The 15781-nt window shown below is 67.2% G+C and carries 15 protein-coding genes; 4 read left to right on the forward strand and 11 right to left on the reverse strand.

The features are described from left to right. Positions 1-397: 397 nt before the first annotated feature. Entirely contained in the window at positions 398-1375 is a 978-nt protein-coding gene (locus tag PKE84_RS05325; protein ID WP_271176184.1) for a sugar-binding transcriptional regulator, read from the reverse strand. 248 nt (positions 1376-1623) lie between these two features. Between PKE84_RS05325 and PKE84_RS05330 the strand changes: the two genes are divergently transcribed. The 3 genes from PKE84_RS05330 to glpK all read left to right on the forward strand — a co-directional run bounded on the left by PKE84_RS05330 (position 1624) and on the right by glpK (position 5874). Next, a complete protein-coding gene (locus tag PKE84_RS05330; protein ID WP_271176185.1) occupies positions 1624-3369 on the forward strand; it encodes a glycerol-3-phosphate dehydrogenase/oxidase in 1746 nt (581 codons plus the stop codon). A 180-nt stretch (positions 3370-3549) separates the two neighbouring features. After that, the gene (locus tag PKE84_RS05335; protein WP_373877115.1) at positions 3550-4278 is read left to right on the forward strand and encodes an MIP/aquaporin family protein; all 729 of its coding nucleotides are present in this window, start codon (positions 3550-3552) and stop codon (positions 4276-4278) included. 75 nt (positions 4279-4353) lie between these two features. Beyond that, complete coding sequence (gene glpK / locus PKE84_RS05340) at positions 4354-5874, forward strand: glycerol kinase GlpK (RefSeq protein ID WP_271176187.1); 1521 nt, start codon at positions 4354-4356, stop codon at positions 5872-5874. 118 nt (positions 5875-5992) lie between these two features. Here glpK and PKE84_RS05345 read toward each other — a convergent pair whose 3' ends face one another. From PKE84_RS05345 to PKE84_RS05390, 10 genes are all read right to left on the reverse strand, one after another. Next, positions 5993-6724 (reverse strand): HAD family hydrolase, encoded by a 732-nt coding sequence (locus tag PKE84_RS05345; protein WP_271176188.1) that lies wholly within the window; start codon positions 6722-6724, stop codon positions 5993-5995. Continuing rightward, on the reverse strand, positions 6721-7335 hold the full coding sequence (locus tag PKE84_RS05350) for a GNAT family N-acetyltransferase (protein ID WP_271176189.1): 615 nt from the start codon (positions 7333-7335) through the stop codon (positions 6721-6723). Before PKE84_RS05350 ends, PKE84_RS05345 begins: the two co-directional genes overlap by 4 nt. Before the next feature lie 8 nt (positions 7336-7343). Then, positions 7344-8354: a tryptophan--tRNA ligase gene (gene trpS / locus PKE84_RS05355; RefSeq protein WP_271176190.1), complete on the reverse strand. Its 1011-nt coding sequence runs from the start codon at positions 8352-8354 to the stop codon at positions 7344-7346. Between the two features lie 30 nt (positions 8355-8384). Then, a complete protein-coding gene (locus PKE84_RS05360; RefSeq protein ID WP_271176191.1) occupies positions 8385-9221 on the reverse strand; it encodes an exodeoxyribonuclease III in 837 nt (278 codons plus the stop codon). A 9-nt stretch (positions 9222-9230) separates the two neighbouring features. After that, positions 9231-10472 (reverse strand): YihY/virulence factor BrkB family protein, encoded by a 1242-nt coding sequence (locus tag PKE84_RS05365; protein WP_271176192.1) that lies wholly within the window; start codon positions 10470-10472, stop codon positions 9231-9233. Between the two features lie 73 nt (positions 10473-10545). Continuing rightward, the gene (locus PKE84_RS05370) at positions 10546-11307 is read right to left on the reverse strand and encodes a succinate dehydrogenase iron-sulfur subunit (RefSeq protein ID WP_271176193.1); all 762 of its coding nucleotides are present in this window, start codon (positions 11305-11307) and stop codon (positions 10546-10548) included. Beyond that, on the reverse strand, positions 11307-13106 hold the full coding sequence (gene sdhA / locus PKE84_RS05375; RefSeq protein ID WP_373877114.1) for a succinate dehydrogenase flavoprotein subunit: 1800 nt from the start codon (positions 13104-13106) through the stop codon (positions 11307-11309). Before sdhA ends, PKE84_RS05370 begins: the two co-directional genes overlap by 1 nt. Positions 13107-13142: 36 nt before the next feature. Next, a complete protein-coding gene (locus PKE84_RS05380) occupies positions 13143-13589 on the reverse strand; it encodes a succinate dehydrogenase hydrophobic membrane anchor subunit (protein ID WP_271176195.1) in 447 nt (148 codons plus the stop codon). 2 nt (positions 13590-13591) lie between these two features. Further along, positions 13592-13930, reverse strand: a complete 339-nt coding sequence (sdhC, locus tag PKE84_RS05385) for a succinate dehydrogenase, cytochrome b556 subunit (RefSeq protein ID WP_373877116.1) — start codon at positions 13928-13930, stop codon at positions 13592-13594. Positions 13931-14125: 195 nt separating this feature from the next. After that, positions 14126-15421 carry an alpha/beta hydrolase gene (locus PKE84_RS05390; protein ID WP_271176197.1) on the reverse strand — a complete coding sequence of 432 codons (1296 nt, stop codon included), beginning with the start codon at positions 15419-15421 and terminating at the stop codon, positions 14126-14128. A 133-nt stretch (positions 15422-15554) separates the two neighbouring features. On the opposite strand from PKE84_RS05390, the gene PKE84_RS05395 reads away from it, so the two are divergent. Next, entirely contained in the window at positions 15555-15779 is a 225-nt protein-coding gene (locus PKE84_RS05395) for a hypothetical protein (RefSeq protein WP_271176198.1), read from the forward strand. Positions 15780-15781: the final 2 nt, after the last annotated feature.

Genomic DNA, 15781 nt, shown 5'->3' on the forward strand with positions numbered 1-15781 from the left:
GCCACCACACATCGACCCCCACCGCCGACCCCGCCCCGGCGGACGCCCCACCACCGGCACCACCAGCACGCTCACCGACCCCAGCGAACGCGCCGCATGACGCCGCGTTTGCCGCGCGACCCCGCAGCGCCGCGCGACCCCGCAGCGCCGCCCGACCCCGCAGCGCCGTTCGACCCGCAGCGCCGTTCGATGTGGCAGCGCCGTTCAATAGCTGGCAGCCTTGGGCAACGCGCAACGCGCAACGCGCAACGCGCAACGCGCAACGCGCAACGCGCAACGCGCAACGCGCAACGCGCAACGCGCAACGCGCAGCGCCAGCGTCATTCACGTCTCGCAACGCAGGACAGGCCCGTGCGCCGTTCACCGCCGCACAGCATCGTTCAATGCCGGGCGGGACTCATTCGGCCAGGGCGACGAGCGCCCGAGCGGTCCCTTCGTCGACGATGAGGTCGGTGATCAGATTCGCCGCGAGTGCACCGCGCAGGCTGTGCACCTTCGACGGCCCGGAGACGACGCACACGCGCCGCGGAACCCTCTTGATGAGGTCGATGTCCGGTCCGCTGGCGCGCTCGTTCAGTGGGATGCCGTGATGGCTGCCGTCCTCGCGGAAGAAGACGGTGGCGACGTCGCCCACGACGCCGGACTCGTCCAGCGAGGCGTAGTCCGCCTGGTCGAGGTATCCGCCGGCGTACACGTGCGAACGGACCTCGGAGAACGGCGACCCCAGTCCGAAGATCGCGGCGTCCATCCGCTCCTGGATGTCGAGGATGCGCCGGGTGCTCCGCTCGTGCCACATGGCGGCCTTGGTCTGCGGGTCGTCGAACAGGGCGGGCACGGGGAACTCCTGGATGGTGCCCGAGAAGGTGTCCCCGAACCGGCGCAGGATCTCGCTCGCATAGAGCACACCGGTCGTATAGGTGTTGCCGGCGCCGTTGAGCTGTACGAACTCGACGTTGTGCAGATCTTTGGGGATGAGGTGTCGGCTGAGAGCGCTCATGGTAGAACCCCAGGCGAGCCCGACGGTCATGTTCGAGTCGATGAAACGGTCGAGAATTCGTGCAGCGGAGATGGCGACGCGCTCCAGGCGATCGACGTCGCTGATGGCGCTCGGCATGGGCACGATGTGGGCGGCGATGCCGTAGCGCTCGTGGATGTCCTGCTGGATGCGCGACGCGCCTTCATGCGGTGTGGCGATCTGGATGGTCACCAGCCCCGAGGCGCGCGCATAGCTCAACAAGCGGGAGACGCTGGAGCGCGAGGTGTGCATCTCGTGCGCGATGGCCTCCATGGTGAGGTCCTGCATGTAATAGAGGTGACCCGCCTTGAGGGCGTCGCGGGTCTTCTCGGGGAGGTTCTCGGTCTCGGGCTGAACCACGGGGGTCTCCTTGCACGTATGTGCATACGGCTTGAACAAAAGGTCGGTACATCGAAAACTATAGCTGCACGAGAACGACACCAACAGAACGACCCGCAGACGCGCAGGCGCGAGCACGCGTAGCTACACGCAGAACACACGCAGCCGCCCTGCTTTGCAGGCAACGCCAGCATCAGCATCGGAACCTGCCGGCACCTGCACCAGCACAGCCGGAATCACCACAGAACGACAGAAACAGAGGAACTACCGTGACGACGAAGTCGAACGCCGCCGAGACTCGCAGCGAGGTCGCACGCCTGCAGGAACGTCCGAACGCACAGGTGCTCATCATCGGCGGTGGCATCAACGGCCTCGGCACCTTCCGCGATCTCGCCCTCCAGGGCGTGGACGTGGTGCTCGTCGAGCGCAATGACTTCATCTCGGGCGCGTCGGCCGCATCGAGCCACATGATCCACGGCGGCGTCCGCTACCTCGAGAACGGCGAGTTCCGTTTGGTGAAGGAGTCGGTGACCGAGCGCAACGGTCTACTCAAGGTCGCTCCGCACTACGTCAAGCCGTTGCAGACGACCATCCCGATCTTCTCGACGTTCTCGGGCATCCTGTCGGCCCCGCTCCGCTTCCTCACGCACAAGCAGGGCAAGCCGAAGGAGCGCGGCGCGTTCCTGATCAAGACCGGCCTCACCATCTACGACTCGTTCTCGCGCGACGGCGGCAGCGTCCCCCGCCACCAGTTCCACGGCCGCACGAAGTCGCTGAAGACCCAGCCCGAGCTGAACCCGGGCATCAAGTACACCGCGACGTACTTCGACGCGTCGGTGCACGACCCGGAGCGCCTCGCGCTCGACGTGCTCGCCGACGCTCTGGCAGCCGGCCCGCACGCCCGCGCCGTGAACTACGTCGAAGCAGTGGGCACGGCGGATGGCGGGGTGCTGGTGCGCGACCGCGAGACAGGTGTGCAGTTCCCGATCGTCGCCGATGTGGTGGTCAACGCATCCGGGCCGTGGACGGACCTCACCAACGAGGCTCTCGGGCGCGAGACGCAGTACATGGGCGGCACGAAGGGCTCGCACATCGTGCTCGACAACCCGGCATTGCTCGAGGCGTGCATGGGCCGCGAGATGTTCTTCGAGAACAACGACGGCCGCATCGTGCTCATCTACCCGCTCAAGGGCCGCGTGATGGTCGGCACCACGGACCTCGAGGCGGACATGTCCGAGCGGGCGGTCATCACGGAAGACGAGATCGACTACTTCATCGAGCTGGTATCGCACGTATTCCCAGCCATCCCGGTCACGCGTGCGCAGATCGTCTACAGCTTCTCGGGAGTTCGGCCCCTTCCGCACCACGACGACACACAGCCCGGCTTCGTGTCCCGCGACTACCGCATCGTGCCGGGAACGATCGACGGCCTTGGCACGACGACGGTGCTGAGCCTGGTCGGCGGCAAGTGGACGACGTTCCGCGCGCTCAGCGAGCACCTCGCGAACGAGACGCTCCAGGCGCTCGGGATGCAGCGCTCGGTGTCGACGGCGGGTCTGGCGATCGGCGGCGGTGCAGGATTCCCCACGACGTCACGTGCCGAACGCGACTGGGTCGCCCGCTACGGCGCCGACGTGGGGACGGAGCGCGCCGCCGCACTCCTTCACCGCTACGGCACGAAGGCGGCGTTCGTGATCGACGCGATCACCGGCGCGGATGCGGACCGACCTCTCGAGGCCGCGCCGGGATACTCCCGCTCGGAGGTCGAGTACCTGGTGCGCACGGAGCACGTGGTGCACCTCTCCGACATCTTCCTGCGCCGCACGAGCCTGGCCTTCACCGGCGGTATCTCGGGGTCGCTGGTGCGTGAGATCGGCGAAATCGCAGCCACGGCACTCGGATGGTCGCCAAATCGGCGGTCGGAGGAGGAAGATGCATTCATAGCGGAACTCGCCGACGCCCACCGGGTGCACCTCGAATCGGAGGACGGCAGCGAAGCCGCAGCGCTCCGATAATGCACAGACGTGCATAGCACGGTCCTTGTCCCGGTGGGCCGGACGCTAATAGCGTTCAATTGCCCACCCTGACGAGAACCATCGATAAACGCACAACAGGGTGCGGATCAACTGAACAACTGGAAGGTCAACGTGGACAATATCGGTGTAGATTTCCTGTCGGAGTTGGTGGGCACGGCATTGCTCGTCCTCCTCGGTACCGGCGTCGTGGCTAACGTCGCACTCATCAAAACCAAGGGCTTCAACGGCGGGTTCCTGATGGTGAACTTCGGCTGGGGCATCGCGGTCTTCTCGGGTGTGGTGGTCGCCTACAACTCGGGCGCGCACCTGAACCCGGCCGTGACGCTCGGCCTGGTCGCGAACGGGGCTCCAGCGTTCGGTTCGGCTGCCGCGCACACCCTGGTACCGGTGAACTTCGTCACGGTGCTGCTGTACATCCTCGCTCAGTTGATCGGTGCCTTCATCGGTGCCGTCTTCACCTGGCTCGCGTACAGGCAGCACTTCGACGAGGAGCCGGAGCCGGCCAACAAGCTCGGTGTGTTCTCGACCGGCCCTGCGATCCGCAGCTACGGCTGGAACCTGGTCACGGAGGTCATCGGCACGTTCGTGCTGGTGTTCGTCGTCATCGCGTTCGGCCACCAGCCCGGCCAGGCGGCCGGCCTCGCGGCACTCGGCGCGCTTCCCGTAGCGCTCCTGGTGACCGGCATCGGTGCCAGCCTCGGTGGTCCTACCGGGTACGCCATCAACCCTGCACGTGACCTCGGTCCGCGCATCGCGCACGCTGTCCTACCCATCAAGGGCAAGGGCTCGAGCGACTGGTCGTACTCGTGGGTCCCCGTCGTCGGACCGATCATCGGTGGACTCATCGCCGGATGGCTCGCGCTCGTCCTGCTTCCCCTCATCAAGTAACACCCTGTACTGCGCGCCGGTCCCGATCGGCGGGACCGGCGCGCACAGCCCCACCCCAAAACAAAGGAGTTACCTATGGCCGACTACGTTGTCGCCATCGACCAGGGCACCACGAGTACCCGGGCGATCATCTTCGACAAGTCCGGATCGATCGTCTCCTCCGGCCAACTCGAGCACGAGCAGATCTTCCCGAAGGCGGGCTGGGTCGAGCACGACCCGATCGAGATCTGGAACAACACCCGCGAGGTGATCGGACAGGCGCTGTCGAAGGCAGACCTCACCCGCCACGACATCGCTGCCGTCGGCATCACCAACCAGCGTGAGACGGCCGTCGTCTGGGACAAGAACACCGGTCAGCCGGTGTACAACGCCATCGTCTGGCAGGACACCCGCACGCAGCCGATCGTCGACCGGCTGGCGGCCGACGGAGGCGTCGAGCGGTTCAAGCAGATCGTGGGTCTGCCCCTCGCGACGTACTTCTCCGGCACCAAGATCGTCTGGATCCTGGAGAACGTCGAGGGCGCGCGCGAGAAGGCGGAAGCGGGCGACCTGCTGTTCGGCACGACCGACTCCTGGGTCCTGTGGAACCTCACGGGCGGTCCGGACGGCGGCGTTCACGCGACGGATGTCACCAACGCGTCGCGCACCCTGTTCATGGATCTCGAGACGCTGAGCTGGCGCGACGACATCCTGGAGGTCTTCGGGGTTCCGAAGTCGATGCTCCCCGAGATCAAGAGCTCGTCCGAGGTCTACGGTCAGGTGGAGGCGTCCAGCCTGCTGCGCGAGGTGCCGGTCGCCGGCATCCTCGGCGACCAGCAGGCCGCGACGTTCGGTCAGGCCGCGTTCGACACCGGCGAGTCCAAGAACACGTACGGCACCGGCAACTTCCTCATCTTCAACACGGGTGAGGAGATCGTCCACTCCAAGAACGGTCTGCTGACGACTCTGGGCTACAAGCTCGGCGACGCCGCCCCGCACTACGCGCTCGAGGGTTCGATCGCCGTCACCGGCTCGCTCGTGCAGTGGCTGCGTGACAACCTGGGCATCATCAAGAGCGCTCCGGAGATCGAGGACCTGGCCAAGACGGTCGACGACAACGGCGGCGCCTACTTCGTGCCGGCGTTCTCGGGCCTGTTCGCTCCGTACTGGCGCTCCGATGCGCGTGGTGCTCTCGTGGGCCTCACCCGCTACGTGAACAAGGGCCACATCGCCCGCGCGGTTCTGGAGGCCACGGCGTTCCAGACCCGTGAGGTGCTCGAGGCCGTCAACGCGGACTCGGGCGTCGACCTGACCGAACTCAAGGTGGACGGCGGCATGATCGCCAACAACACCCTGATGCAGTTCCAGGCCGACATCCTCGGCGTCCCCGTCGTTCGCCCGGTTGTCGCGGAGACGACCGCGCTGGGCGCCGCGTACGCCGCGGGTCTTGCGACGGGCTTCTGGGAGAACCTGGACGACCTGCGCAAGAACTGGCAGGAGGACAGCCGCTGGACCCCGCAGATGGACGAGGAGGAGCGCGACCGTCAGATCCGCCTCTGGAAGAAGGCCGTCACGCGGACCTTCGACTGGGTGGACGACGACGTGCGCAACGCCTGACCCGATGCTCTGACGCATCATCACGAAGCGCCGCCCGGTTCGCCGGGCGGCGCTTGCGCGTGCCGAGGGAAACGCGCCGACCAACCGAGCAGCCCCGCGCAGCGCAGCGCAGCGCCGACTAGCCGAGCAGCGCCGCGAGTTCGTCGAGCGACGCGATCTCGAGCACACCGGCAGCACGCGCGTCCGCGGCGTCGTCGTCTGACGCGATGGCGCCCGTGCGGTTCAGCCAGATCCCGGTCAGCCCGGCCTGAGCGGCGCCGATCGCGTCGGTGCGGAGACGATCGCCGACGTACGCGGCCGCGCGGGGCTCCACACCGAACACGTCGCATGCATGGCGGAAGATCCGCGCATCCGGCTTGACGACACCGACCTCGCCCGAGGCGATGACGTGCTCGACGCGGGTGTCGAGGCCGACGGTGGTGATCTTGCGGGTCTGGAAGGCGAGGTCGCCGTTGGTGATCAATCCGAAGCGCACACCCGGGATGCGCCGGGCGAGCGCATCGAGACAGGGGAGCGCGTCATCGTGCAGCCGCCAGCTCTCGACGTAGCGCTCGAAGTAGGTGGCGAACCAGAGACTGGCCGCGTCGTCGTCGAGGGTCACGCCGTGCCGGGCGGCGAAGTCGCGGGCGCGCGCCTGCCGCTGTCCCTCGAAGTCGAGCCGGCCGGCCAGGTAGGAGTGGTAGTGGTGCTCCTCGAGGTCGTGCCAGAGCGAGACGACGGATGCAGTGTCGAGCGAACCATAGGGCTCACCGAGCGTCGCGACATGCGCCTCGATGCCGCGGGCGACGGCGGCCCGATGGGCGAAAAGGGTGTCGTCGAGGTCGAAGAGCACGACCCGGATGCCGGTCACCGCAGCTCCGGATCGCGCTGCACGAACGTCTCGTCCGGCCATCCCGCCGCCGGAACGCGTTGGTCGTCACGGAGCAGGCCGGCCTGCCAGTCGTCGAGGCGCCGACCGCGCTGGGTCCCGCCCCGGCGTCGCAGCCCCTCGAACCGGAATCCCGCCCGGCGCGCGACCGCCGCCGATGCGGCATTGCCGGTGAACGCGTGCCAGACGACGCGTTCGAGGCCGAGACCGTCCTGTCCAGTGGGGGCGAAGGCGTACTCGAGCACGGCGGCGACCGCCTCCGACATCAGGCCGGTGCCCCGGAGCTCGGGGGCCAGCCAGTAGCCGAGCTCCGCCTCGCCGTCGCGGATGCCGTCGAGCCCGACCATCCCGTTCAGTTCGCCGTCCGGCGAGAGGCGCAGTCCCCACGTGCACGACGTGGCGTTGGCCCATCCCTCCACGACGAGCCCGAGCACGAACGTCTCGGCGTCGGTGCGCGTGTACGGCGAGGGCACGGTGGTCCAGGCCGCCACGGCCTTCCCCTGGCACAGTTCGGTGACCCGGTCGAGGTCGGACGCGACCGGAACCGAGAGCACCACGCGTGAGCCCGTCAGCACGACGGGCTCACGCGGCACGGCCAGCGTCATCGCGCGCGGCGGAGGAAGCCGATGCGGTCGTAGGCCTTCTCCATGGTCGCCTCGGCCACCTCGCTGGCACGGTCGGCGTTGCGTGCGAGGATGCGGTCGAGTTCGGCCGGGTCGGACAGCAGTTCGAGGGCACGCTCGCGCACGGGCGCGAAGGTCTCGACGACGACCTCGGCGAGACCCTTCTTGAAGTCGCCGTAGCCCTTGCCGTCGTACTCGAGCTCGATTGACTCGATCGAGCGGCCGGTCAGCGACGCGTAGATGGTGAGCAGGTTCGAGATGCCCGGCTTGCCGTCGCGGTCGAACGACACGACCCCGTCCGTGTCGGTCACGGCGCGCATGATCTTCTTGCGCGTCACCGAGGGCTCGTCGAGCAGCCACACGACGCCGGCGTGCGACTCGGCCGACTTCGACATCTTCGACGTCGGGCTCTGCAGGTCGTAGACGCGGGCGCTCTCTTTGAGGATCATCGCCTGCGGCACCACGAAGGTGTCGCCGAACCGGCTGTTGAACCGCTCGGCGAGGTCGCGGGTGAGCTCGACGTGCTGCCGCTGGTCGTCGCCGACGGGGACGATCTCGGCGTCGTACAGCAGGATGTCGGCGGCCATCAGCACGGGATAGGCGAACAGACCGACCGACGTCGCCTCGGTGCCCTGCTTGGCCGACTTGTCTTTGAACTGGGTCATGCGCGCGGCCTCACCGAAGCCGGTGATGGTGTTCAGCACCCAGGCGAGCTCGGCGTGCGCCGGGACGTGCGACTGCACGTAGAGCGTCGACGCGGACGGGTCGATGCCGGCGGCGATGTACTGCGCTGCCGTGCGGCGGGTCTTCTCGCGCAGCTCGTGCGGGTCTTGCGCGACGGTGATGGCGTGCATGTCGACGACGGAGAAGAACGCGTCGTGAGAGGCCTGCAGGTCTTTCCACTGCAGGAGCGCGCCGATGTAGTTGCCGAGCTGCAGCGAGTCGGCGGACGGCTGCATGCCCGAGTACAGGCGGGGGAGTTTCGTCATGGGTCTACCTCGAGGAAGTGTGCGGATGATTCAGACGGCGTAGTCGACGACCACTGGCGTGTGATCGGACCATCGCTCGTCGTAGGCCGAAGCCCGATCGACCGCGACATTCGTGACGGTCGCCGCGAGGGCAGGGGTGGCGAGCTGGTAGTCGATGCGCCAGCCCGTGTCGTTGTCGAAGGCCTGCCCGCGCCAGGACCACCACGTGTACGGCCCGTCGACGTCACCGGCCCACTTACGGCCCACGTCGACCCAGCCCAGGCCGCCGCCGGCGTTGTAGTCGGCGTCGCCTTCGGCGCCCACGAACCGGTCGAAGTACGCCCGCTCGTCGGGCAGGAACCCGGCGCGCTTGACGTTGCCCTTCCAGTTGCGGATGTCGAGCGTGCGGTGCCCGACGTTGAGGTCGCCCATCACCACGGCGTAGTCGCTGTGCTTCTGCAGTTCGGGCAACCGCGCCTCCACAGCGTCGAGGAACTTGTACTTCTCCACCTGCTTGGGGCTGTCGGCCTCGCCCGAGTGCACGTAGGCGCTGACCACCGTGACGATCGAACCGTTGACCTCGTAGTCGGCCTCGAGCCACCGGCCGGCGCTGTCGAAGTCGTCGGGGCCGAGGACGACCCGGTGGATGGACGCCTTGTCGCGGCTCGCGATGGCGACGCCCGCGCGTCCCTTGGCGGTCGCGGGGTCGTGCAGGATGTCCCACTCGTCGCCGAGCAGCTGCTGAACGTCTTCGGTGCTGGCTCGCACCTCCTGGATCGCCAGGATGTCGATGTCACGCTCGTCGAGCCACGCGCCCATGCCTTTTCGATACGCGGCGCGGATGCCGTTGGTGTTGATCGTGGCGATTCGCAAGGGCTTTGCAGGCATGCATCAAGCCTACCGGGAGCGGCCGACGGTCCCCTCGTCGAGCACATCGTTCAACGCGTTCTGCGCGCGCTCCACAGCCCACTGGGCCTGCAGCCGGTTGTACCAGCGGGAGTGCGCCAACTGGCTCTTTGCCTCCTCCAGCTCGGAGCGCGCCACCAGCACGCGGGCGTCGTACTCTGCGGCTGCCTTCTCGGCGGCCGCCTGCTCGGCGGTGACCACGCGCGGCGAGAGCCCGCGGTCGAACATCCCGACCGCGATCCACGAGGCCGAGAGCAGCATCACCCGGGAGACCAGGTTGAACCAGAGCAGCAGACCGATGAAGACCGCGAAGGTGGCCAGCAGCGGGTTGTTGGTCGCGCTGCCCAGGAACAGGCCGGCGAGCGCACTCAGGCCGGCGAGGGCAGCGCTGCCGAGCAGGGCGCCGAAGAACAGGTTGCGCCACGGGATGGCGACGCGCGCGAGCACCCGGAACATCGCTCCGAGCGTCACGATGTTGAGCACGACAGAGACGAAGAGTCCGGAGATCCGGGTGACGACGGTCGTCAGCAGAGTGTCCTCGAGCCCGAACAGCTGCAGGAGGAAGGTGAGGGCCTCGGTGCTGAAGATCGTGAGGATGGCCGAGACCAGGAGGACCACGCCGAAGAGCAGGGCGAGGCCGAGATCGCGGACCTTCTGCAGCACGTAGTTGGTGGTGTCGCGCGTCAGCCCGAACACGGCTCGCACCGCCTGGCGGGTGTAGTACAGCCATCCGATGGCGGTCCAGAGCAAGCCGATGGCCGCGATGATCCCCGTCCAGCCGAACGAGGTCGCGTTCTCGAGCTGAGCGACGTCGATCGCGCCCGGCTCTCCGTCGACGGCGATCAGTCCCGGCACCGCCCGGTTGATGAGTTCGATGAGCGCCTCGAACACCTGGGGGTTGCCCGTCAGCCACAGGCCGGCGACGGAGAACGCGACCCAGAGGGCGGCGAATACGGCGAACAGGCTCTGATAACCCATGCCGGCCGCGCGGAGGTTGCCATCGCTGTAGGAGAAGTTCATGTAGACGCGGTACGGCCGCAGGGCCTTCACCCATTTCGCCCATCCGGTGACGGTGGCGACCGGCTTCTCAAACCGCTCGCGCAACGGCTCGGCGGCGTCGGTGACGCGCTCTTTCAGCGACTCCTTGTCGACGGGCTCCACCGTTCCCCCGGCGCGCTGAAGCGACGGATCAGGACGCACCGCGCGCACATCCTTCGACTTCTTGGCGGCCACGGCCTCAGCCTAGCGAGAGAAGAAATGCCCCCGGTCCTGCGACCGGGGGCATTTCACATCGAGTCGGCTGCGCTCAGCGCTTGCCGCGCATGATCGCCTGCTTGACCTCGGCGATCGCCTGGGTCACCTGGATGCCGCGAGGGCAGGCATCCGTGCAGTTGAAGGTGGTGCGGCAACGCCACACGCCCTCTTTGTCGTTGAGGATGTCGAGGCGCACCTGCGAGTTGTCGTCGCGCGAGTCGAAGATGAAGCGGTGCGCATTGACGATCGCGGCCGGGCCGAAGTACTGCCCGTCGGTCCAGAACACCGGGCACGACGAGGTGCAGGCGGCGCACAGGATGCACTTGGTCGTGTCGTCGAAGCGTGCGCGGTCGGCCACGGACTGGATGCGCTCCTTGTCCTTCGGCGGCGTCGAGTTGGCGACGAGGAAGGGCTGCACCTCGCGGTAGGAGGCGAAGAACGGCTCCATGTCGACGATGAGGTCCTTCTCGAGCGGCAGGCCCTTGATCGCCTCGACGTAGATCGGCTTGGTGATGTCGAGGTCTTTGATCAGGGTCTTGCAGGCGAGGCGGTTGCGGCCGTTGATGCGCATGGCGTCGGAGCCGCAGATACCGTGCGCGCACGACCGGCGGAAGGTCAGCGAGCCGTCCTGCTCCCACTTGATCTTGTGGAGCGCATCGAGGATGCGGTCTGTCGGGAACATCTCCACGTCGAAGTCCTGCCAGCGCGGCTCGGTGTCGACGTCCGGGTCGAACCGGCGGATGATCAGGGTGACCGTGAACGACTGGATCGGCGCCTCAGGGGCGGGGGGAGTCTCGAGGACGGCGTTCGACATCAGTACTTCCTCTCCATCGGCTCGTAGCGGGTCATCACGACCGGCTTCCAGTCGAGACGAATGTGATCGGCTGCGTCGGACGAGTGCGGGTCGCCCGACAGGTAGGCCATGGTGTGCTTCATGTAATTCTCGTCGTCGCGCTTGGGGAAGTCGTCGCGCATGTGGCCGCCGCGGCTCTCCTTGCGATTGCGGGCCGAGAAGACGACGACCTCGGCGAGGTCGAGCAGGAAGCCGAGTTCGACGGCCTCGAGCAGATCGGTGTTGAACCGCTTGCCCTTGTCTTGCACCACGATGTTCTTGTAGCGCTCGCGCAGGCCGTGGATGGTCTCGGTCACCTGGGCGAGGGATTCGTCGGTGCGGAACACCTGGGCGTTCTTGTCCATCTCGTCCTGCAGCTCCTTGCGGATGGCCGCGATGCGCTCGGTGCCCGTACCGGTGCGGAGGTCGTCGATCAGTCCGCGGACGAACGCAGCAGGGTCTTCCGGCAGCGGAACGGCCGTGGCGGTCTTGACGAACTCGACGGCGTTGTTGCCCGCGCGCTTGCCGAACACGTTGATGTCGAGCAGCGAGTTGGTGCCGAGCCGGTTGGAGCCGTGCACCGAGACGCAGGCGCACTCGCCCGCGGCGTAGAGGCCGGGGACGACGGTCGTGTTGTCGCGCAGCACCTCGGCGTTGTTGTTGGTCGGGATGCCGCCCATCGCGTAGTGCGCGGTGGGCATGACCGGCACGGGCTCGACGACCGGGTCGACGCCGAGGTAGGTCCGGGCGAACTCCGTGATGTCGGGCAGCTTGGTCTCGAGCACCTCGGCACCCAGGTGGGTGCAGTCGAGCAGCACGTAGTCCTTGTGCGGCCCGGCGCCGCGACCTTCCGCCACCTCCTGCACCATGCACCTGGCGACGATGTCGCGTGGTGCGAGGTCCTTGATCGTCGGGGCGTAGCGCTCCATGAAGCGCTCACCGCTCGCGTTGCGGAGGATGGCGCCCTCACCGCGAGCGCCCTCGGTGAGCAGGATGCCCAGCCCGGCGAGGCCGGTCGGGTGGAACTGGAAGAACTCCATGTCTTCGAGCGGGAGCTTCTTGCGCCAGATGATGCCGACGCCGTCACCGGTGAGGGTGTGCGCGTTCGAGGTCGTCTTGAAGATCTTGCCGAAACCACCCGTGGCGAAGATGATCGCCTTCGAGTGGAAGACGTGCAGTTCGCCGGTCGCGAGCTCGTAGGCCACGACGCCCGCGGGCTGTTCGACGCCGTCGACCTCGTTCATGATCACGTCGAGCACGTAGAACTCGTTGAAGAAGTTGATGCCGAGCCGGACGCAGTTCTGGAACAGCGTCTGCAGGATCATGTGGCCGGTGCGGTCGGCCGCGTAGCAGGCACGGCGCACGGGCGCCTTGCCGTGATCGCGGGTGTGACCGCCGAACCGGCGCTGGTCGATCTTGCCTTCCGGCGTGCGGTTGAAGGGCAGACCCATGTTCTCGAGGTCGATGACCGCGTCGATCGCCTCTTTCGCGAGGATCTCGGCCGCGTCCTGGTCGACGAGGTAGTCGCCGCCCTTGACCGTGTCGAAGGTGTGCCACTCCCAGTTGTCCTCCTCCACGTTGGCGAGCGCGGCGGCCATGCCGCCCTGCGCAGCGCCCGTGTGGGAACGCGTGGGGTAGAGCTTCGAGATGACGGCCGTCTTGGCGTGCGGCCCGGCCTCGATGGCCGCGCGCATGCCGGCGCCACCGGCGCCGACGATCACGATGTCGAACTCGTGGTAATGGACGCCGTCGATGACGGTGGATTCGTTGGATTCAGTCACAGGGATTTCCGTAGTCATTGGCTACTAGTCGGCGAATTACTTGACCGGGCAGAACGACGGCAGCAGATCGGCCGGGGCGCCTGCGGGGCACGGTTCGAAGGTGAAGATCACGAGGGTGCCGAGCACGACCAGCACGACGACGGCCGCCAGGATGGCCCACTTGAGGATGCGGTTGACCGTCTTGTTGTAGGCGTAGTCGTTCACGAGGGTGCGCATCCCGTTGCCGCCGTGGATGAGCGCCAGCCACAGCATCAGCAGATCCCAGACCTGCCAGAACGGGGTGGCGTACTTGCCGCCGATGAACGCGAAGTCGATCTGCTTCACGCCCTGGCCGAGGACCAGGTTCACGAAGAGGTGACCGAAGATCAGGATGACGAGCAGGACTCCGGAGACCCGCATGTAGATCCAGCCCCACTTCTCCCAGTTCGTGCCTTTGCGGCGAACGGGACGGGCCGGTGTGCGGGGAGCGTCGATGGTGGTCATGATCAGCCGGCCTCCCCGAAGATGTGGACGAGTTGCACCGGGACGAAGCCGGCCATCAGCACGACCCAGATCACGATGACGATCCAGAACATGATCTTCTGGTACTTGACGCCCTTGCTCCAGAAGTCGATCAGGATGATGCGCAGTCCGTTGAAGGCGTGGAAGGTGATGGCGCCGACGAGGGCGATCTCACCGAACCCCATGATCGGGTTCTTGTAGGTTCCGATCACCGCGTTGTACGCCTCGGGGCTCACCCGGATGAGTGAGGTGTCGAGAACGTGGACGAGGAGGAAGAAGAAGATGGCGACGCCGGTGATGCGGTGCAGCACCCACGACCACATTCCTTCTCGGCCCCGGTACAGTGTTCCGCCCGGCCTGTTCTTGGTCGGCTGCAGGGTTCCTGCCGCTTGGTCTGGCACGAACAACCCTCCCTGGTTGTGATCGCAAAGAACGCGCGAGAAGCGCTTTTACAGTCTATGCCGGTGAAACGTCCGGTGCTGGTTAGGTGCGCCTAACTGTCTCGATATCGAGACAGTTCAGCCGGCATCCGGGGCGCTGAGGCCGAGGGACGGGTACAGGTCGCGCAGGCCGACGGGAAGGCCGTCGATAACGGTCGCGGCGCTGTGATCGGCCCCGGGGACGACCTCGTCCCAGACGCGCATCCCGTGTGCGCGGGCGGCCTGGGCCATCCGGTGCGAGATCGGCGGGTAGTAGGGGTCGAACTGCCCGACGGCGAAGACCGCGTTGATCCGTGAGTAGCGCTTCCCCGCCATCATGTTCAGCGGTTTGATCCTGTCGTACGCCGACTGATCGCCGTGGAAGACGTTCGCCAGCACGGGCCCGGGCACTTCGGCGGCGGGGAAGGCCTCACCCGCCAGGTCGATGAGGTTTCCGAACAGCGTCGGGTAGGTGACGGTGAGCGCGAGCGCGCACTCGCCGCCGTTCGAGAACCCGGCGACCGTCCACTCCCGGTGATCGCGGCTGATGTTGAGGTGCTTCAGCGCCCAGTCGGGCACGTCGCGGGCGAGGTAGGTCTGCGCGTCGCCGTAGCGCGCGGTGTTCAGGCAGAGCGGATCCTGCGTCGGCTCGCCCAGCTGGTCCGGCATGACGACGATGGGCGCCAGTCCGTGATGACGGGCGGCGATCGGGTCCAGGATGCTCGCGATCAGGCCGGGGTCCGGGTGTCCGGGCTGGCCCATCATCATGACCAGCAGCGGCAGGCGCGGCGGGTTCTCGACCAGCGCGGCCGGTGGCAGGTAGATGCCGGCCGGGCGCGCGTGGAACCCGCTGCGGGTGTTCGGGATGACCTGCACACCCGCGCGACCGGTGGCCGGCATGTCGGCGGGCGCCTTCCACGTCTTCCAGAGGGTGGAGAGGTCACTGGTCGCGGTGGTGCCCGCGAGCTGGATGGTCGGATCGGTCGGCACTCCGACCAGACTGCCCAGGGTGCGATCGAGGCCGTAGTCGGCGTTGATCGCGACGGTTCCGGCGATCGCGAACAGGGGGATGCAGACGGCGGCCACCAGCGTGCGCCACCAGCGCGAGCGCCAGAGGCTCGCGACCGCCAGGAACACCCCGCAGAACGTGGCGGCGATCCAGACGTAGTTGCGCATTCCGAGACCCATGCCGAACAGGTTGAGGGTGCGGATCGCCACGAACCACGTGACGACCGCCGCGACGAGCCCAGCACCGAGGGCGATCGCGACGGTCAGCAGCCACCTCGGCGTGGGACGGCGCAGCAGCAGGAACACCGCCCCGGCTGCGGCGAGTGAGAAGACCAGGTAGATGACGGGACCTTCGACGATGTCGGTCCTCCAGAGCGCGTCGAGCACTTCTCCCCTTTGCAGTTCATGAGCGGGCTGCTGCCGGAGGGAACGCTAGGGAACCAGCATGAGAGCCGGGCGAAGGTCGCTGTAGGAGTTCTCAGCGGTTGACCGCGCAGACAGGCGGGGTACCGTCCGCGGCATGACTCAAGACGAACCCGTGATGAGCGGAAGTGACGAGGCGAGCCGCGACGAGAAGGTGCGCGGCATCGTCGAGCAGCTGACGGCGGATATGCAGCTGCGGCCGCAGGAGGACAGTGAGAAGCTCCTCAAGCAGCGCTTGGACGACGCGGGCATCGCCTCTGACGACGAGGAGGTCTCGCGGCTCGCGCGCGACGTGCAGCAGCGGCCGTCGCAGGTGGACTGACC

The organism is Leifsonia poae, assembly GCF_027921845.1.
Taxonomy (GTDB): domain Bacteria; phylum Actinomycetota; class Actinomycetes; order Actinomycetales; family Microbacteriaceae; genus Leifsonia; species Leifsonia poae.

Excerpts from the sequence above, each read along its gene's own strand:
- glpK (WP_271176187.1), top strand. The coding sequence starts at position 4,354 with ATGGCCGACTACGTTGTCGCCATCGACCAGGGCACCACGAGTACCCGG.
- trpS (WP_271176190.1), bottom strand. The coding sequence starts at position 8,354 with ATGACGAAACTCCCCCGCCTGTACTCGGGCATGCAGCCGTCCGCCGAC.
- PKE84_RS05360 (WP_271176191.1), bottom strand. The coding sequence starts at position 9,221 with ATGCCTGCAAAGCCCTTGCGAATCGCCACGATCAACACCAACGGCATC.
- PKE84_RS05370 (WP_271176193.1), bottom strand. The coding sequence starts at position 11,307 with ATGTCGAACGCCGTCCTCGAGACTCCCCCCGCCCCTGAGGCGCCGATC.
- PKE84_RS05380 (WP_271176195.1), bottom strand. The coding sequence starts at position 13,589 with ATGACCACCATCGACGCTCCCCGCACACCGGCCCGTCCCGTTCGCCGC.
- sdhC (WP_373877116.1), bottom strand. The coding sequence starts at position 13,930 with ATGTGGTCGTGGGTGCTGCACCGCATCACCGGCGTCGCCATCTTCTTC.
- PKE84_RS05395 (WP_271176198.1), top strand. The coding sequence starts at position 15,555 with ATGACTCAAGACGAACCCGTGATGAGCGGAAGTGACGAGGCGAGCCGC.